We start from the raw sequence: 16,177 nt of genomic DNA, 5'->3' as shown, positions 1-16,177 counted from the left end.
ATGTTTTATCGAGAAGCAGGCCAGTTCAACACCCGCTATGCCCAGGACCGCCGGGTCTTCGCCCTGCGCCAGGACCGTCACGGGCTGGCCGCCTTGCTGCTGTTCGCCTTCGTCGTGGTGCCCTGGCTGGGCAATGACTACTGGTTCAGCGCGATCCTGATTCCGTTCCTGGTGCTGTCCCTGGCCGGGTTGGGGCTCAATTTGCTCACCGGTTATGCCGGGCAACTGTCCCTCGGTTCGGCGGCGTTCATGGCGGTGGGAGCCTTCGCCACCTACAACCTTGAAATACGGGTCGCCGGCTTGCCGTTGTTGGCCAGTATCGCCCTGGGCGGGTTGACGGCGGCGCTGGTGGCGGTGCTGTTCGGCCTGCCGAGCCTGCGCATCAAAGGCTTCTACCTGCTGGTCTCGACCCTGGCGGCGCAGTTCTTCGTGACCTGGGCGTTGACCCGGTTCAGCTGGTTTTCCAACAACAGCGCCTCGGGCGTGATCAGTGCGCCGCGCCTGGAAGTCTTCGGGGTGAACCTCGACGCGCCGGCCGGCCGCTATCTGTTGACCCTGAGTGTGGTGGTAGCGCTGTTCTGGCTGGGCAAGAACCTGGTGCGCAGCGAGTTGGGGCGCAACTGGATGGCGGTGCGCGACATGGACACCGCCGCTGCGATCATCGGTATTCCCCTGGCGAAGACCAAGCTGCTGGCGTTCGCCATCAGTGGGTTTTTCCTCGGAGTGGCCGGTGCCCTGTGGGCCTTCGCTTACCTGGGCACCGTGGAGCCCCACGGCTTCGATCTGAACCGCTCGTTCCAGATCCTGTTCATCATCATTATCGGCGGCCTCGGCAGCCTGCTGGGCAACTTCCTCGGCGCGGCTTTCATCGTGCTGTTTCCGGTGTTGCTTTCGAACCTGGTGTCGCTGCTGCCCGGCGGGCTGGTGGACGCCGGCCAGGTGGAGAACCTGCAGAAGATGATATTCGGCGCCCTGATCATCCTGTTCCTGATCAAGGAGCCAGAGGGCCTTGCGCGCCTCTGGCAGAGATTTCGCCAGCGCGCACGGCTGTGGCCGTTGCGCTACTGAGCGAACCGCACAACGCGGGTTTGCAGTTCCATTTTGTTGGCTTATCCATGGCTTCATAACAAGGAAAATTCGATGTTCAAACGATCATTCGCCAGCAGCCTGGCACTGGCCCTGAGCCTCACCGTCGCGGCGTTCACCGTCCAGGCGGACAACGAGCAATACTTCCCGCTGCAAAGCTACCGCGTCGGCCCTTATGCCGCCGGCGGCACCGGCTTTTTCGGCGGCTTCATCGATTATCTCAAGTACGTCAACGCCAATGGCGGCGTGAACGGCGTCAAGCTGACCTGGAGCGAGTGCGAGACCGAATACGTGGTCGAGAAAGGCGTGGAGTGCTACGAGCGCCTGAAGAAAGGCTTGAACGGCACGCCGGCGGCTGCCACCAATCCGCTGTCGGTGGGCATCGCCTACGCCACGCTGGAGCGCTCGACAGCCGACAAACTGCCGCTGATCACCATCAACCATGGGCGTACGGATTCCACCGATGGCAGCGTGTTCCCCTACGTTTTCCCGTTGCAGTTGAACCCGTATTCCGAGGTCTCGGCGATCATCAATTACATCGGCCAGCGCGCCGGCGGGTTGGACAAGCTCAAGGGCTTGAAGATCGTCACCCTGTATCACGGTTCGCCCTATGGCAAGGAAACCAATGAAGTCTTGCAAACCCTGGCCGACAAATACGGTTTGGCGCTGACCTTGCTGGAGGTGCCGCACCCAGGCAACGAGCAGCAGTCGCAATGGCTGAATATCCGCCGGGAAAAACCCGATTGGGTGATCCTGCGCGGTTGGGGGGTGATGAACCCGGTGGCGCTGAAAACCGCGCAGAAAGTCGGTTTCCCGGCCGACCACATCATCGGCAACATCTGGAGCAACTCCGAAGATGACGCCGCGCCGGCCGGTGCCGCGGCCAAGGGCTTCATCGCCATCACCACGCACCCTTCAGGTACTGATTTCCCGGTGTTGCAGGGCATCAAGCAGCAAGTGGTCGACGCCGGCCATGGCGACCTGGCCGACCCCAAGCGGTTCGGCACCGTGTACTACAACCTCGGCGTGGTCAACGGCATCCTCAACGTAGAAGCGCTGCGCATTGCCCAGCAGAAATTCGGCAAGCAACCCCTGACGGGTGAGCAGGTGCGTTGGGGGTTCGAGAACCTCAAGCTCGACGACGCCCGGCTCAAGGAACTGGGGGCGTTGGGCCTGGTGCAGCCGTTGCAGTTGTCCTGCTCGGACCATGAAGGCGGTGGTGCGGTGCGCTTCCAGCAATGGGACGGTACCCAGTGGAAGCTGATCAGTGACTGGGTGCAGGCCGACCGCGCCCTGTTGCGGCCGATCATCGAAGCGTCTTCGCACCAGTACGCCCGGGAAAAAGGCATTACCCCGCGTGATTGCAGCAAGGAATCCTGAGGCATCGCGGCAACCGGGCGCACGCGTCCGGTCGCTGTCTGAAAAGGCGAAACAGCATGGCGACTAATGTGCCGATCCTGCAGATCGACGATATTGAAGTGCTCTACGAACAGACCATCCTGGCGGTGCGCAGTGTGTCGCTGGAGGTGAAAAAAGGGCAGGTCGTGGTGCTGCTGGGCGCCAACGGCGCGGGTAAAAGCACCACGCTGAAGGCGGCCTCCAACCTGGTGCGCGCCGAGCGGGGCGAGGTGGTACGGGGGCGGATCGTCTACCAGGGGCAAGACGTGACCCGCAGCGCCCCTCACACCTTGGCGACGAGCGGCCTGGTGCAAGTGCTGGAAGGTCGGCATTGCTTTGCCCAGTTGACCGTGGAGGAAAACCTTCTGGCCGGTGCCCTGGCGCGCCAGGTGCCGCGGCGCCAGTTGCTGGCTGGCCTGGAATTGGTCTATGGCCATTTCCCTCGCCTGAAACTGCGGCGCAAAAGCCTGGCCGGCTACACCTCGGGCGGCGAGCAACAGATGATCGCCATAGGCCGCGCGCTGATGGCCAGGCCGCAACTGGTCTTGCTGGACGAACCGTCGATGGGCCTGGCGCCGCAGATCGTCGAGGAAATCTTCGAGATCGTCCGGCAACTCAATCAGCGCGATGGTGTGAGCTTCTTGATCGCCGAGCAGAACATCAATGTCGCCCTGCGTTACGCCCACCATGGCTATGTGTTGGAAAGCGGTCGGGTGGTCAGCGAAGGCAGCGCCGAAGAACTGGCGGCCCGCAGCGATCTCCAGGACTTCTACCTGGGCGCGCGGACGAGGGGCTGTCGAGCGGAGCTTGTTCCCGTTCGGCTGTAGGAGCTGGCGAAGCCTGCGATCTTTTGATCTTTCGTTTGAGATTCAATTGTCTGGGGGAAGATCGCAGCCTCGCTTCGCTCGACAGCTCCTACACAGCTCAGAGGGGGCAAGCAGGTGTGGGCTCAGGTTGAAAGATTGACCACCTGGCCGTCCCGCGTACTGAGCGTGGGACGGCGTTTGTTGACCACCAGTTCGCCAATCCTGATCAACAACGTGCGGGTGACGTTGCGACTCAGGCCCAGCAGGCTGGCGGTATGGACCTGATTGCAATTGGCGTATCGGTAGGCGGTGCGTAACAACTCGGCCTCGACCTTTTCATACACATCGCCATGCTCCTGCTCGAGCAGTTTCTCGAAGGCTTTCTGCAAGAGCGCCTCCGCACTTTGAGGGGCTGTTGGCGGTGGGGTGTCCTGGCGCTCGATACGAAAGTTCGACAGGTGCAGGTCCTGCACACCAATGACTTTGTTGCGGCAAATCAGCAGCGTGTGATGGATGACGTTTTCCAGTTCGCGGATGTTCCCCGGCCAGGAATAGTCGAGCAACTTGCGTTGCGCCTGAGCATCCAGCGTCACCTCGCCGTGACCGAGCCTGTGGCTGTACTGCGCGATGAAGTGGCGTATCAGCGGCAGGATGTCGCCGGGACGTTCGCGCAGCGGCTTGAGCGCCAGACTGACCACGTTCAGGCGGTAATAGAGGTCTTCGCGAAAGTGCCCGGCATTGATGGCCTTTTCCAGCTGTACGTTGGTGGCCGCCAATACACGCACATCGATCTTGATGCTCTTGCGCGAACCGAGTCGAACCACTTCGCGCTCCTGCAATACCCGGAGCAACTTGACCTGGATCGGCAGCGGCAAATCACCGATTTCATCGAGGAACAGGGTGCCGCCATCGGCTTCCTCGAACCAGCCGGCCTTGGCCGTCAACGCACCGGTAAAGGCGCCTTTTTCATGGCCGAACAACTCGGCCTCCACCAGGGTCTCGGAAAACGCCCCGCAGTTGACCGCAACGAACGGCTTGTGGCGACGGGCGCTGAGGTTGTGCACGTGGCGCGCCACCAGTTCCTTGCCGGTGCCGGTCTGGCCGATGATCAATACGCTGGCATCACTGGGCGCTACTTGTTGCAGGTGTTCCAGCAAGGCGCGGGAGGTGGGGTCTTCGAAGACCTGGGCCGTGGCACGAATCGAGGTGGCCAGGCCGGGGGAGGGAGGTAGCGTAAGAAGCTGCATGACGGTGGCCCGCTAATGAGATTGCCGTGACGGAAGGTGGGTGAGTGCCAACGTTCCTTGATGGCATCACCGCGGGAAGCCTTTGGGCTTAAGGCTTAATCTAAATGATCTAAAAAAATGATAATAAATAACTTTAAGTTATTTGCTTAGGACTGGGCCGACGGTAAGGACCAAGCCTGCTTCCACAAGCATGGTGGTCACGGGATCCAGATCATCAAGGAATGTCGGTAAAAAGTTTTATTGACTAAAAAATTACATCGAGTAATTATTCTCCTGCATCTGCTTTCACGCAGAGTCATTTCGCAGGGGCAACCCAATGAATCAGAACACCGTGCCTTCACTGGCCAGTCTCTACGTCGAGACTCACGAATCGCCCTCCGACGCACGCCTGGCGCCTTCGTTCATGCAAGGCTTCCCCGCCGAACCCCAGCGCCGCGTCACCTGGCACAACTGGATGAGCCCGCCGTACAACCAATGGGGCTTTCGCAACCTGGCGCGCTTGCGTCCTTCCATCGATGTGCGGGCCGGCACCGGACCGGTCAGCGCGTTCAAGCAGGCGCTCCAGCCACTGGATGAGCTGCACTTCGACAGCGAGTGTGGCTTGAGCATCAGCGTGATCGACCACCTGATCGCCAGCCAGACCGATGGGTTCCTGGTCCTCAAGGGCGACACCGTGCTGTTCGAGCGCTACTTCAACGGCCAGTGCCCCCAGGACCGGCACATCATGTTTTCGGTGACCAAGTCGCTGATCGGTGCCCTGGGCGAGCAACTGGTCTGCGAAGGCTTGCTGGATCCGACGCTGACGGCCGCCCATTACGTACCGGAACTGACGGGCAGCGCGTTCGGCGATGCGACCGTGCGCCAGCTGTTCGACATGGCCGTGGCCGTCGATTACAGCGAGGTCTACGAGGACCCGGATTCAGAGAGTTCCCAATACGGCTACGCCTGCGGTTTCCAGCCGGCGCCAGCGCAGTACACGACGTTCGAATCCCTGTACCAGTACTTGCCGTCATTGAGAAAGCGCGGCAACCACGGCGGTTTTTTCCATTACGTGACGGCCACCACCGAGGCGCTGGCCTGGGTCATGGAGCGGGCGTCTGGCAAGGCCTGTCATCAGTTGCTGCAGGAGGTCTGGAGCCAGTTGGGCTGTGAACGTGATGGCTACTTTCTGGCGGATCCCTGGGGCCGCAGCGTGGCCGGTGCCGGGTTCAGTGCGACCTTGCGTGACATGGCGCGCTTCGGCCGCCTGCTGGCCAACGATGGCCGCCAGCAGGGGCGACAACTGCTCTCGGCCGAGGCGCTCGCCGGTATCGCCGCTGGAGCCGACCCCGCCATCTATGCCGCCTGCGCCGACTTTTCGAGCTGGACCCCTGGCGCGTCCTACCGCAGCCAGTGGTATGTCTTCAACGACCACAGCCAGGCGCTCATGGCCGGTGGCATCCATGGCCAATACCTGTTCATCGACAAACCGTCCGGCGTGGTGATCGTCAAGCAGTCGTCCCTGGACGAAGCCGTCAGCCCCTTCGACGGCGACAGCGTGCGCATGCTGCGTGCCATCGCGGCGCAACTGACGCCCTGACTTCATCCGATAAACACAAGAGTTTCGTTCCGCTCACCCGGCCCAGCCAGGTGTTGGCGCGGGTTTGCGCCGCCATTCACTGCCCTGTAACAACAATAATCAACAGGAGCTCCATATGGTTTCCATGATGCGTTTGTCCCGAACGTTCCTCGTGCTCGGGTTACCCCTGACCGCCCAGGCTGCCTGGGCGGGCTACTCCTTCGAGGAGGGCAACCTCAAGGGCGAGGTCAACTTAACGGCCGGTGGCGCGGTCCTGTCCACCCGCAACGTCAACTTTGGCGGCGGCGTGGTGGACATGCGCAGCGGCAAGAATCGCGGCACGAAAATCGACTGGCAGGAGTTCTACGTCAAGCCGGGCGTCAAGTTGGAGTATGCCGTGCAGCCGGATTTCAGCCTGCTGGCCGGCGGCTCCCTGGTCGGGGCGACCACCTTCGGTGATGGCGATGCCGGTGGCTTCACCCGCCGTTCCGACGGCAAGGTGTCGACCGAAGAGTTCTATGGCGGTTTCCGCGCCGGGGAGTGGACGGTCACGGGCGGTCGCCAGAATTACATGATCGGCAACGGTTTCATCGTGATGGATGGCAACCTCGACCAGTTGAACGACGGCGCCTATTGGCTCGCCCCGCGCACCGCCTTCAAGGATTCGGCGGTGGTCGCCTGGGACCATGACGCATTGAAAGTCCAAGGCTTCAGCCTGGGGACGGACAGCGACCTGGGGGACTTTCGCATGAGCGGCGTGAACCTGGACTACAACCTCGACGACCAGGTGACGCTGGGCGCCACCGCATTGAAGGTCAAGGCCATGGGGCCCAAGGGCAGTACCTTGCCGCGTCGCCGCGATGGCATGTTGGTGTATAACGTCAGGGCCTTGAACGCCAGGCTTCCGGCTATCCCGGACCTGACCCTCAATGCCGAATATGCCCTGGAAAGGGGGAGCGGCGAAGGCGTGGACTACGACGCCAATGCCTGGTACGGCCAGGCGGACTACACCTTCGGCACGCTGCCGTTGACCCCGGTGATTGGCTACCGTTATGCGAGTTTTTCCGGCGACGACAACCTCACCGACAACCGACAGAAAGCCTGGGATCCGTTGAGCAAGGGCTTCGTCGACTGGAGCACCTGGCTGATCGGCGATGTCGTCGGCAACTACTTGATGTTCAACAGCAACGAAAACGTCCAGCAGTTCTCCCTCAAGACCCACCTCAATGAAACCCTCACCCTCGGTGCGATCCACTACCAGTTCTGGCTCGACGAAAAAAACTACATGGGCACCGCCGTCAGCGACCGGCGTTTTGCCGACGAGAGTGTCGTCTTCCTGGATTGGGCGCCGTCGAAATCGTTGTCCACCTCGCTGTCGTATAATTGGGTCAAGCCCATGGCGGCGGCCAAACAGGTCTTTGGCGACGACCGGAAATTCAGCGCGCTGGAACTCTACTTCACCTACCGCTATTAAGTGCCGCGAGCCTTCGCGGCCGCGCTGGAGTGTTTGATCATGAACATGCTTTTGCGCAACACCTTGCTGGGCGCTGTCGTTTCGATGCTGGTCAGTGGCGCGAGCCTGGCCGAAGAGCGGACAGTGCGGATCTACAACTGGATCGAGTACCTGCCGCCTGAAATCCTCAAGAGTTTCGAAGAGGAAACCGGCATCCGTCCCATCTATGACGTCTTCGACAGTGTCGAGACATTGGAGTCCAAGCTGCTGACCGGCAACTCCGGGTATGACGTGGTCTACCCGAGCAGCACCAACGTCAGTCACCTGATTGCCGCCGGCGCCGTCGAACCCCTGGACCGCAGCCAGTTGCCGAACTGGCAGCACCTGGACCCCGAGTTCATGAAGTCCCTGGAGGCGGTGGGCGATCCGGGCAACCGCTATGCAGCGCCGTACCTGTGGGGCACGACCCTGATCGGCTACAACGTCGACAAGGTGCGCCAGGTATTGGGTGCCGATGTGCAGATGAACACCTGGGACATCCTTTTCAAGGAAGAGAACATGGCCAAGCTGGCCAGTTGTGGCGTCGGTCTGCTGGACGCCGCCAACGAGATCGTGCCCATTGCCTTGCACTACGAAGGGCTGGACCCCAACAGCCAGAAACGTGAGGACTACGCAAAGGCGCAGGCGGCCATGCTCAAGGTCCGGCCTTACATCACCTACTTCAATTCGTCACGCTATGGCATGGACCTGGCCAACGGTGAGATCTGCGTAGGGGTGGGTTGGTCCGGAGGGGTGGCCCTGGCCAAGCGACTGGCCGAAGACGCAGGGAAGGGGGTCAAGGTGGAGATGGCGCTGCCCAAGGAAGGTGCGCCGATGTGGTCGGACGTGATGATGGTCCCCGCCAACGCCCCTCATGCCAAGGAAGCCTATGCGTTCATCAATTACATCTTGCGTCCGGATGTCATCGCACGAATCAGCAACAAGATCGGTTACCCCAACCCGAACAAGGACGCCACGGCGTTGGTCAATGCCGACATTCGCAACAACCCCGCCATGTATGTGCCGGACGAGGCACGCAAGACCCTGTTCGCCCTGGAGCCGGTGCCGGCCGCCGTGGAGCGGATCCGCACCCGCACCTGGATCGGCATCAAGACCCATCACTGATCAGCGCGACCCGGCGCTGCGGCGCCGGGTCCGTATCGGTGGGTGATGCCCTCAGGCGCGCATGCCCAGGAAGAGCAATTCGGTGATCCGCCGGACCTGGGTGGAGTGTGCCTCGATATCCGGTTGTTCCTGGTTGACCAGCCTGAACAGCTGTAAGTGCGAATAGTCGTTCAACAGGAACGCGGCGAGGTCGACGTCCAGGTCGGCGCGTAATTTGCCGGCCTGTTGCAATTCCCTGATCAGCCCACTGATTTCGGCCCTGAGCGCATCGTTCATGGCGCGATACCCCTCGGGCAGCCCGTTATCGCCACCGAACAGGATCAGCGGCAGCAACTCGCGCCACAGGCTCGGGTGCATGACCTCCAGCGCGTAACCGGTCAACAGCCGCTCCAGATAACACAGCGCTTGGACCGGGTCCTCGATTTCAGGCATCCGGCTGCGGGTGTCCGTGAGCGCACGCTGGTCGGCGTCGTGCAGGATTTCCAGGATGATCTCCTGCTTGTTGCCGAAGTACTTGAACACCGTGGGAGCCGATACGCCGGCCTGGCTGGCGATCTGTTCGATGGTGGTGTTCTGGAAACCCTGGCGCTCGAACAGTTCGACCGCCGCCTTGCTGATGGCTTGCCGGCGTTCGGCTTTTTGACGTTCACGCAGTCCGCTCACGGGAGGGTCCTTGTCGTAAGGAAGAGGTTGAAGGCCTTGGCACACCAATCCTGTGGGTTTGCGGTTCGCGACAGGCCGGGCATAGGCATGCAAAATACTTAACCCAGTAAAGTTTTTAAAGGGTTTATTTCGTTGCCGCTCTTCGGCGACTTAGCTGAATGCCACGGTCCAGACGCCTGGCAAGAGGCAAAACGCCATGTCTCCGCGTGGTGAAATCAGGCACAGAGATGGCGCGTTCAGGTAACTGACTCGAGAGGGAAGGCGGGTAACGTGGCGCGACTTTTCACCGCGAGTGCGCACGTTCGCCCAAGGTGGATCAACACAGCCAACCGGTGCCGCTTCCAGGAGGGGCGGGAAACCAGCAACACCGACTGTCCCTGCGCGCGTCTCAATGTTCGATCACAAGAGAATAAGAAAATGACCAGCCCCAGCTTCAAGGACTCGAACGGCCATCTGGCACAGGGCTTCAAGCCTCGTCACGTCACCATGCTGTCCATCGCCGGAATCATCGGCGCGGGTCTGTTCGTGGGATCGGGCCACGCCATTGCCGCCGCCGGCCCGGCCGTCATGCTGGCCTATCTGTTTTCCGGGCTGTTGGTGGTCCTGGTCATGCGCATGCTGGGTGAGATGGCGGTCGCCAATCCGGACACCGGCTCCTTCTCCACCTATGCCGATCAGGCCATCGGGCGCTGGGCAGGCTTCACCATCGGTTGGCTCTACTGGTGGTTCTGGGTGCTGGTGATTCCCATCGAAGCGTTGGCCGCCGGTCATGTACTCAACCAATGGTTTCCCGCCGTCGATGCCTGGCTGTTTGCCTCGGTGTCGATCGTGCTGCTGGCCGTGACGAATCTGTTCAGCGTGTCGAAATACGGTGAGTTCGAGTTCTGGTTCGCCATGGCCAAGGTCGTGGCGATCATCGGCTTCATCTCCCTGGGTTTCGCGGTGCTGATGGGCTGGATTCCCGAGCGTGAAGCCAGTGGCCTGAGTCGGTTGATGGAGGAGCATGGCGGGTTCGCCCCCAACGGCCTGTCGGCGGTGGTGGGTGCGTTCATCACCATCATGTTCAGCTTCATCGGTACGGAGGCGGTGACGATCGCCGCCGCCGAATCCGATAACCCTGCGCAGAACATCGCCAAGGCCACCCGTTCGGTGATCTGGCGTATCGGTGTGTTCTACCTGCTGTCGATCTTCGTGGTCATTTCCGTGGTGCCTTGGAACGATCCGCTCCTGGCTTCAGTCGGTTCCTACCAGCGGGCCCTGGAACTGATGAACATTCCCCACGCCAAATTCCTGGTGGACGTGGTGGTGCTGATCGCCGTGGCCAGTTGCATGAATTCTTCGATCTACATCGCCTCGCGGATGTTGTATTCCCTGGGGCGCCGTGGCGATGCGCCAAAGGCCTTGAAGGTCACGTCCTCGGCCGGCGTGCCACGGTCGGCGGTGATTGCCAGCACCGTGTTGGGCGCGGGTGTCACTTTATTCAGCTATTTCATGCCCGCCGGCCTGTTCCAGTTCCTGCTCGCCAGCTCCGGCGCCATCGCCTTGCTGGTGTACCTGGTGATCGCCATCTCGCAACTGCGCATGCGCCGAATGATGCAACGGCAGAACATCGAGCTGCCTTTTCGCATGTGGCTGTTCCCTTGGCTGACCTGGTTGGTCATCGTGTTCATCTCGGCGGCGCTGGCGGTCATGATGATCACCCCCGAGCATCGCAGCGAGGTCAGCACGACCTTGGGCCTGGCACTGGTCATTTCCTTCATCGGTCTGGCGACGTCGCGGCATTCGCCCCAGCCTGAGCGTGTGGCTTCCCTCGGCTAGCCTCACGTTTTTGCCCTGTTGACGCCACGTTACTGGCGTCAACAAAACCGCCTTTTCAGCCCATTCAAGACGCAAAAACCTCAGTCTTGAAGCGCGGCCCTTCCGCCTGTCACCCACTTGCAAATCCAACCTTGCGAACCGGCACTAACCGGCGGTCGCGTTGTCAGTAATTGGCGCCTGTAGGGATGAGGATCGTCCCTGGTATCGGCACATCAGCTAGATAGTTTTTTCTCGAGCTCTCTCGATGAAAAGAGCCTCGCGATGGATTGCGTCCTAGACCGACAATTTCTTTTGCAGGCGATTTCCCATGGGGTTTCTACTCGATCCGCGTCATGACATCGATGCTGCCTTACTGAGCTACCGCCGGGTGTTCTGGGCGCTGGCGTTGTTCAGTGGCGTGATCAATCTGCTGGTGCTGGTGCCGTCGCTGTACATGATGCAGGTCTACGACCGGGTCCTGACCAGCCGCAACGAAACCACCTTGTTCATGCTCACCTTGATGGCCCTGGGACTGTTCATGTTCAGTGCCTTGATCGAGTGGGTGCGCGGTGAGGTGATGATCCGTATGAGCGCGGGGCTCGACGATGCCTTGGGCGAGCGGGTCTTCGACGCGGCTTTCGCCCGCAGCCTGCGCGAACACAACGCCAACCCGGCGCAGGTGCTCAGCGACCTGGCGACGTTGCGCCAGTTGATCACTGGGCAGGGCCTGATCGCATTGCTCGACGCCCCCTGGCTGCCGATCTTCCTGTTGGTGGCGTTCATCTTTCATCCTTGGTTCGGCGTGCTGACGCTGGTGCTCGCCCTGGTGCTGATCGGCTTGGCGCTGTGGGGCGAACTGGCCACGCGCACGCGCCTGGGCGAAGCCAATCGCTTGGGGGTGCAGTCGTCGATCTATGTCAACAGCACGCTGCACAACGCTGAAGTCATCCAGGCCCTGGGCATGCTCGGGCCGTTGCGCCAGCGCTGGAGCCTGTTGCAGCAACGCATCATTGCCGCCCAGGCCCACGCCAGCGACCGCGGCGCGCGCATCACTTCGGCGACGCGTTTCGTGCGGATCTCCGGGCAGTCCCTGGCCTTGGGGCTGGGGGCCTTGCTGGTGCTCGAAGGCCAACTGTCGGCGGGCATGATGATTGCGATGTCGCTGCTGCTCGGGCGAGCCCTGGCGCCCGTGGAAATCGCCATCGGCTCGTGGAAGCAATTCAACGCCGGGCGCCAGAGCTATCAGCGCCTGAGCCAATTGCTGGCCCAGCACCCGCGTGAACGCCTGCGCATGCCGTTGCCACCGCCCAGCGGCGCGGTGCGCCTGGAACAGTTGTATGTCGGCCCGCCGGGTGCTTCGCAGCCGATCCTGCGCGGGATCAATTTCAGCCTCGCCAAGGGCGACGTGCTGGCCGTGGTCGGGCCCAGCGCCAGTGGCAAATCGACGCTGGCCCGGGCCCTGGTCGGGGTCTGGCCGGCCATGGGCGGGTCGGTGCGCCTGGACGATGCCGAGATCAGCCAGTGGTCCCACGACGCCCTGGGGCCGCACCTTGGCTACTTGCCCCAGGACATCGAGTTATTCGACGGCACGGTCGCCGACAACATCGCCCGTTTCGGTGAGCAGGACGCCGACAAAATCATCGCCGCCGGACGGCATGCCGGCATCCACGAAATGATCCTGAGGTTTCCCAAGGGCTACGACACGCCGCTGGGCCCCGGCGGACTTGGTTTATCCGGTGGGCAAAAACAACGCCTGGGCCTGGCTCGCGCGCTCTATGGGCGGCCGTCGCTGATCGTGCTCGATGAGCCCAACTCCAATCTCGATGACGCCGGCGAGTTGGCGCTGGTCCAGGCGATTAGTGCACTCAAGGCGGCCGGCAGCACCGTGGTGTTGATCACTCACCGGCCCAGTGTGCTGGCGGTGGTCGATCACATCCTGGTGCTCAAGGACGGGACTCAACAGGCGTTCGGCCCTCGGGACCGGGTGCTCAAGGCATTGATGCCGGGGCCGCGACCGGCCACGGTCAGGGAGGCTGGCAAAGATGCGTGATCTGATCCCGGAGGCACACGCTTACAGCGAGCAGGGGCTGAGCGTGCGCAACACCCTGGCGCTGCCCAGCGCCAGGACCGATGCCGGGCGTGCGGCGCGTTATGGTGTGGGGTTCCTGGTCCTGACGCTGGGTGCTTTCCTGCTTTGGGCTTGCCTGGCGCCACTCGACCAGGGCGTGGTGGGCAGCGGCACCGTGGTGGTGGCGGGGGAGCGCAAGGCGGTGCAGTCGCTGGTCGGCGGGGTGGTGGAAAAGCTGCTGGTCAGCGATGGCGACCGCGTTACCCAGGGGCAATTGCTCGTGCAACTCAACACGGTGCAGGCGCAGTCGCAACTGGACGTGACCCTGGGCAAGCTGCTCAATGATCGCAGCGTCGAGGCGCGCTTGATTGCCGAGCGCCTGGGCAGCGCCGAAATCCAATGGCCCGCGGAGCTGCTGGCGCGTGCCGACGAGCCACGGGTCAAGGCGGCCATGGCGTTGCAGAGCCAGTTGTTCATCACCCGCCGTGCGGAGCTGGGCAGCCGCTTGCAGATCATCGAGCACGAAGCCGCGGCATTGCAGCAGCAACTGCTGGGCTACGAAGGCGTCAAGCGCAACTACGACGCGCAGATGCGCTTCCAGCAGCAAGAGCTTGAAGGCCTGCGTGACCTGGCCCGGGAAGGCTACGTGCCGCGCAACAAACTGTTCGAGGCCGAGCGCAACGCGGCCCAGTTGGCGGGGCAGATCGCTTCTGGGGTGGGCGATGTCGGCAGGACCCGGCAGGCGATCAACGAAAGCCGGCTCAAGGCCTTGCAGGCGCAGCAGGAGTTCCGCCGCGATGCCGAAACCCAGCTCAGCGAAGTCTCGGCCGAGGCGGCCGGTTATGCCGATCAGATCCGGGCCTTGCAGTTTGAAGTCGACAACGGTGCGATCCGCGCGCCCGTGGCCGGGCAGGTCATGGACGTGAGCATTCATACGGTTGGCGGCGTTGCGCAGGCCGGCCAGACCCTGATGCAGGTGGTGCCGCTGGATGCGCCGATGGCGATCACCGCTCGTTTCGAGCCGCTGATGGCCAACAAACTGCGCCCAGGCCTGCCGGTACATGTGCATTTCACGGCCTTGCAACGGGTGGATACACCGACGGTCACCGGCACAGTGACGACGGTGTCGGCGGATCAGTTGATCAATGAGCAGACGCACCAACCGTACTTCTCCGCCAAGGTCGAGATTCCCGCCGATACCGTCGTCGCGTTGCAGAGCGCCGGCCTGCTGGTGCGCCCCGGCATGCTCGCCGATGTCACGGTGGTGACGGGCGAACGCACCTTGATGAATTACCTGATGAAGCCTTTGCGCGAACGCTTGCTGGCAGCCTTCAAGGAGGAATGAGCATGGTCGACCGTTGTCGCTACCGTTGTCGTGTGTTGCTGGGCCTGTATACCGGTTGGGCGGTGATCGATCCGCTATGGGCTGCCGAGGGGGGCCTGAGCCTCACCGCCGCCTACGATGCCTCGCGCCTCAACGATCCGACCGTGCAGTCGGCGGCCCATGCTTTTGAAGCTTCGCGCCACGAAGAGGACATCGGCCGTGGTGGCCTCTATCCGCAAGTGTCGCTGACCTCGCGCTACGGCTACGGTGGACGAACCGACGGCGGTGACGACAGCACTTACGTCAACAGCAACGATTACCAGGCGAACAACGTCACCCTGGCGGCGCAACAGCCGCTCTACGACAAGGCCCGCTGGGCGGCGTACCAGGAAGGCAAGGCGCGTGGGCAACTGGGTATCCAGGTGTTCGACGTGGCCGGCCAGACCTTGTATGACCGGGTGGCAAAGGGGTATTTCGACGTCGCCCGGGCCGAGAACGAGATCAAGCTGATCCAGCAGCAAAAGGCGGCCATCCATGGCTTGGTCATCCAGAGCAAAAAACTGTACGAGGGTGGCCAGGGCGCGATTACCGATATCGATGAGGCTCAGGCGCGGCTCGACCTGGTGCAAGCCCAGGAGGCTGAAGCCCAGGCGCGCCGCGTGGCCGCCTTGCGAGCGTTGTCCGGGCGGGCCAGCGTGCCCATCGATGACATCCAGCCGATGCGCGAAGAACTGGCCGCCGGTAGCCCGATCCCGCCGGAGCAGGACTTGCCGTACTGGACGGCGATTGCCCGCCAGGCCAGCCCCGAGCTGGCCGCCCGGCTGGCGGCGGTGAAAGTCGCCGAAGCCCAGGCCGACAGTCAGCGCGCCGGGCATTACCCAACCCTGTCGTTGACCACTCAATTGACCCGCCGGGAAACCCGTCAATACCAGGAACTCGACCCGCGCCAGGACACCTATTACGTGGGCGTGCAGTTGGACATTCCGCTGTATCGCGGCGGGGCGGTACGCGCCTCGGTGGCCAAGGCCGAAGCACAACTGGCGGGTGCCCAGTCCGACTACGACGTGCAGCGCCAGCAACTGGCCGAGGACATCGAGGCTGATTACCTGGGTGTCGTCGCCGGGTTCACCAAGAGCAAGGCCATGCAACGGGCGGTAGAGTCCAACCAGCGGGCACTGGCGTCGACGGAAAAAGGCTTCCAGGGTGGCGTGCGTTCCACGGTGGATATTCTTGATGCGCAGCAGCGGCTGTTCCAGGCCCGCCGGGACCTGCTCAATACCAAGCTCGACATGCTGCAAAGCTATGTGAGCCTGCACACCCACACCGGCCAGATGAACCGCGCGGTGCTGGAACAGGTGCAAAGCTTGTTCTAGACAATCCAGGGTTCACGTTCGCCACAAAAACTGTCCAGGCGCTGTGCCTGCCTTCAATCTTTCAGGCACGGCACGCCCTCCTGTGGGAGCGAGCTTGCTCGCGATAGCGGTGGGTCAGTCAGCATCCATGCTGGATGTGCTGCCGTCATCGCGAGCAAGCTCGCTTGTATGTTTAGACTTGAAGGGGTGGGCGGGACTAAAAGCTCGATTCCGACTCTAGCCAGTACGGACCGTGGGAGA

At 62.2% G+C, this 16,177-nt stretch carries 12 protein-coding genes; 10 read left to right on the top strand and 2 right to left on the bottom strand.

From position 1 onward, the window contains the following. The 3 genes from BLQ55_RS29375 to BLQ55_RS29365 all read left to right on the top strand — a co-directional run bounded on the left by BLQ55_RS29375 (window position 1) and on the right by BLQ55_RS29365 (window position 3,311). Window positions 1–1,068 carry a branched-chain amino acid ABC transporter permease gene (locus BLQ55_RS29375; RefSeq protein WP_092258996.1) on the top strand — a complete coding sequence of 356 codons (1,068 nt, stop codon included), beginning with the start codon at window positions 1–3 and terminating at the stop codon, window positions 1,066–1,068. A 72-nt stretch (window positions 1,069–1,140) separates the two neighbouring features. Then, window positions 1,141–2,466 carry an ABC transporter substrate-binding protein gene (locus tag BLQ55_RS29370; RefSeq protein ID WP_092258993.1) on the top strand — a complete coding sequence of 442 codons (1,326 nt, stop codon included), beginning with the start codon at window positions 1,141–1,143 and terminating at the stop codon, window positions 2,464–2,466. 56 nt (window positions 2,467–2,522) lie between these two features. Continuing rightward, a complete protein-coding gene (locus tag BLQ55_RS29365) occupies window positions 2,523–3,311 on the top strand; it encodes an ABC transporter ATP-binding protein (protein WP_092258990.1) in 789 nt (262 codons plus the stop codon). Window positions 3,312–3,433: 122 nt separating this feature from the next. Here BLQ55_RS29365 and BLQ55_RS29360 read toward each other — a convergent pair whose 3' ends face one another. Beyond that, window positions 3,434–4,537 carry a sigma-54 interaction domain-containing protein gene (locus tag BLQ55_RS29360; protein WP_092258987.1) on the bottom strand — a complete coding sequence of 368 codons (1,104 nt, stop codon included), beginning with the start codon at window positions 4,535–4,537 and terminating at the stop codon, window positions 3,434–3,436. A gap of 316 nt (window positions 4,538–4,853) precedes the next feature. On the opposite strand from BLQ55_RS29360, the gene BLQ55_RS29355 reads away from it, so the two are divergent. The 3 genes from BLQ55_RS29355 (at window position 4,854) to BLQ55_RS29345 (ending at window position 8,712) form a co-directional block, all read left to right on the top strand. Then, on the top strand, window positions 4,854–6,116 hold the full coding sequence (locus BLQ55_RS29355; protein WP_092258984.1) for a serine hydrolase domain-containing protein: 1,263 nt from the start codon (window positions 4,854–4,856) through the stop codon (window positions 6,114–6,116). 115 nt (window positions 6,117–6,231) lie between these two features. Next, window positions 6,232–7,569, top strand: coding sequence for an alginate export family protein (locus tag BLQ55_RS29350; RefSeq protein ID WP_092258981.1), 1,338 nt, complete (start codon window positions 6,232–6,234; stop codon window positions 7,567–7,569). Window positions 7,570–7,608: 39 nt separating this feature from the next. Then, window positions 7,609–8,712 carry a polyamine ABC transporter substrate-binding protein gene (locus BLQ55_RS29345; RefSeq protein WP_092258978.1) on the top strand — a complete coding sequence of 368 codons (1,104 nt, stop codon included), beginning with the start codon at window positions 7,609–7,611 and terminating at the stop codon, window positions 8,710–8,712. A 51-nt stretch (window positions 8,713–8,763) separates the two neighbouring features. On the opposite strand, the gene BLQ55_RS29340 is transcribed toward BLQ55_RS29345, so the two are convergent. Continuing rightward, window positions 8,764–9,375 carry a TetR/AcrR family transcriptional regulator gene (locus tag BLQ55_RS29340; protein WP_072410139.1) on the bottom strand — a complete coding sequence of 204 codons (612 nt, stop codon included), beginning with the start codon at window positions 9,373–9,375 and terminating at the stop codon, window positions 8,764–8,766. A gap of 417 nt (window positions 9,376–9,792) precedes the next feature. Between BLQ55_RS29340 and gabP the strand changes: the two genes are divergently transcribed. From gabP to BLQ55_RS29320, 4 genes are all read left to right on the top strand, one after another. Then, the gene (gene gabP, locus BLQ55_RS29335) at window positions 9,793–11,193 is read left to right on the top strand and encodes a GABA permease (protein WP_092258975.1); all 1,401 of its coding nucleotides are present in this window, start codon (window positions 9,793–9,795) and stop codon (window positions 11,191–11,193) included. A 307-nt stretch (window positions 11,194–11,500) separates the two neighbouring features. After that, window positions 11,501–13,222, top strand: a complete 1,722-nt coding sequence (locus BLQ55_RS29330) for a type I secretion system permease/ATPase (protein WP_092258972.1) — start codon at window positions 11,501–11,503, stop codon at window positions 13,220–13,222. Beyond that, the gene (locus tag BLQ55_RS29325; RefSeq protein ID WP_092258969.1) at window positions 13,215–14,585 is read left to right on the top strand and encodes an HlyD family type I secretion periplasmic adaptor subunit; all 1,371 of its coding nucleotides are present in this window, start codon (window positions 13,215–13,217) and stop codon (window positions 14,583–14,585) included. The genes BLQ55_RS29330 and BLQ55_RS29325 overlap by 8 nt, the downstream gene beginning before the upstream one ends. A 2-nt stretch (window positions 14,586–14,587) precedes the next feature. Continuing rightward, window positions 14,588–15,937: a TolC family outer membrane protein gene (locus BLQ55_RS29320; RefSeq protein ID WP_092258966.1), complete on the top strand. Its 1,350-nt coding sequence runs from the start codon at window positions 14,588–14,590 to the stop codon at window positions 15,935–15,937. The last annotated feature ends 240 nt before the right edge of the window (window positions 15,938–16,177 follow it).

Origin of the sequence: Pseudomonas sp. NFACC13-1 (assembly GCF_900104425.1) — a bacterium.
In the GTDB taxonomy this organism is placed as follows: domain Bacteria; phylum Pseudomonadota; class Gammaproteobacteria; order Pseudomonadales; family Pseudomonadaceae; genus Aquipseudomonas; species Aquipseudomonas fluorescens_AA.
Note: the sequence above shows the minus strand (reverse complement) of the source record. Positions and strands in the feature narration are given on the sequence as shown.

Bases quoted from the DNA above. Each gene is read 5' to 3' on its own strand.
- BLQ55_RS29375 (WP_092258996.1), top strand. From the start codon at position 1: ATGTTTTATCGAGAAGCAGGCCAGTTCAACACCCGCTATGCCCAGGAC.
- BLQ55_RS29320 (WP_092258966.1), top strand. From the start codon at position 14,588: ATGGTCGACCGTTGTCGCTACCGTTGTCGTGTGTTGCTGGGCCTGTAT.
- BLQ55_RS29350 (WP_092258981.1), top strand. From the start codon at position 6,232: ATGGTTTCCATGATGCGTTTGTCCCGAACGTTCCTCGTGCTCGGGTTA.
- gabP (WP_092258975.1), top strand. From the start codon at position 9,793: ATGACCAGCCCCAGCTTCAAGGACTCGAACGGCCATCTGGCACAGGGC.
- BLQ55_RS29370 (WP_092258993.1), top strand. From the start codon at position 1,141: ATGTTCAAACGATCATTCGCCAGCAGCCTGGCACTGGCCCTGAGCCTC.
- BLQ55_RS29325 (WP_092258969.1), top strand. From the start codon at position 13,215: ATGCGTGATCTGATCCCGGAGGCACACGCTTACAGCGAGCAGGGGCTG.
- BLQ55_RS29345 (WP_092258978.1), top strand. From the start codon at position 7,609: ATGAACATGCTTTTGCGCAACACCTTGCTGGGCGCTGTCGTTTCGATG.
- BLQ55_RS29330 (WP_092258972.1), top strand. From the start codon at position 11,501: ATGGGGTTTCTACTCGATCCGCGTCATGACATCGATGCTGCCTTACTG.
- BLQ55_RS29360 (WP_092258987.1), bottom strand. From the start codon at position 4,537: ATGCAGCTTCTTACGCTACCTCCCTCCCCCGGCCTGGCCACCTCGATT.
- BLQ55_RS29355 (WP_092258984.1), top strand. From the start codon at position 4,854: ATGAATCAGAACACCGTGCCTTCACTGGCCAGTCTCTACGTCGAGACT.
- BLQ55_RS29365 (WP_092258990.1), top strand. From the start codon at position 2,523: ATGGCGACTAATGTGCCGATCCTGCAGATCGACGATATTGAAGTGCTC.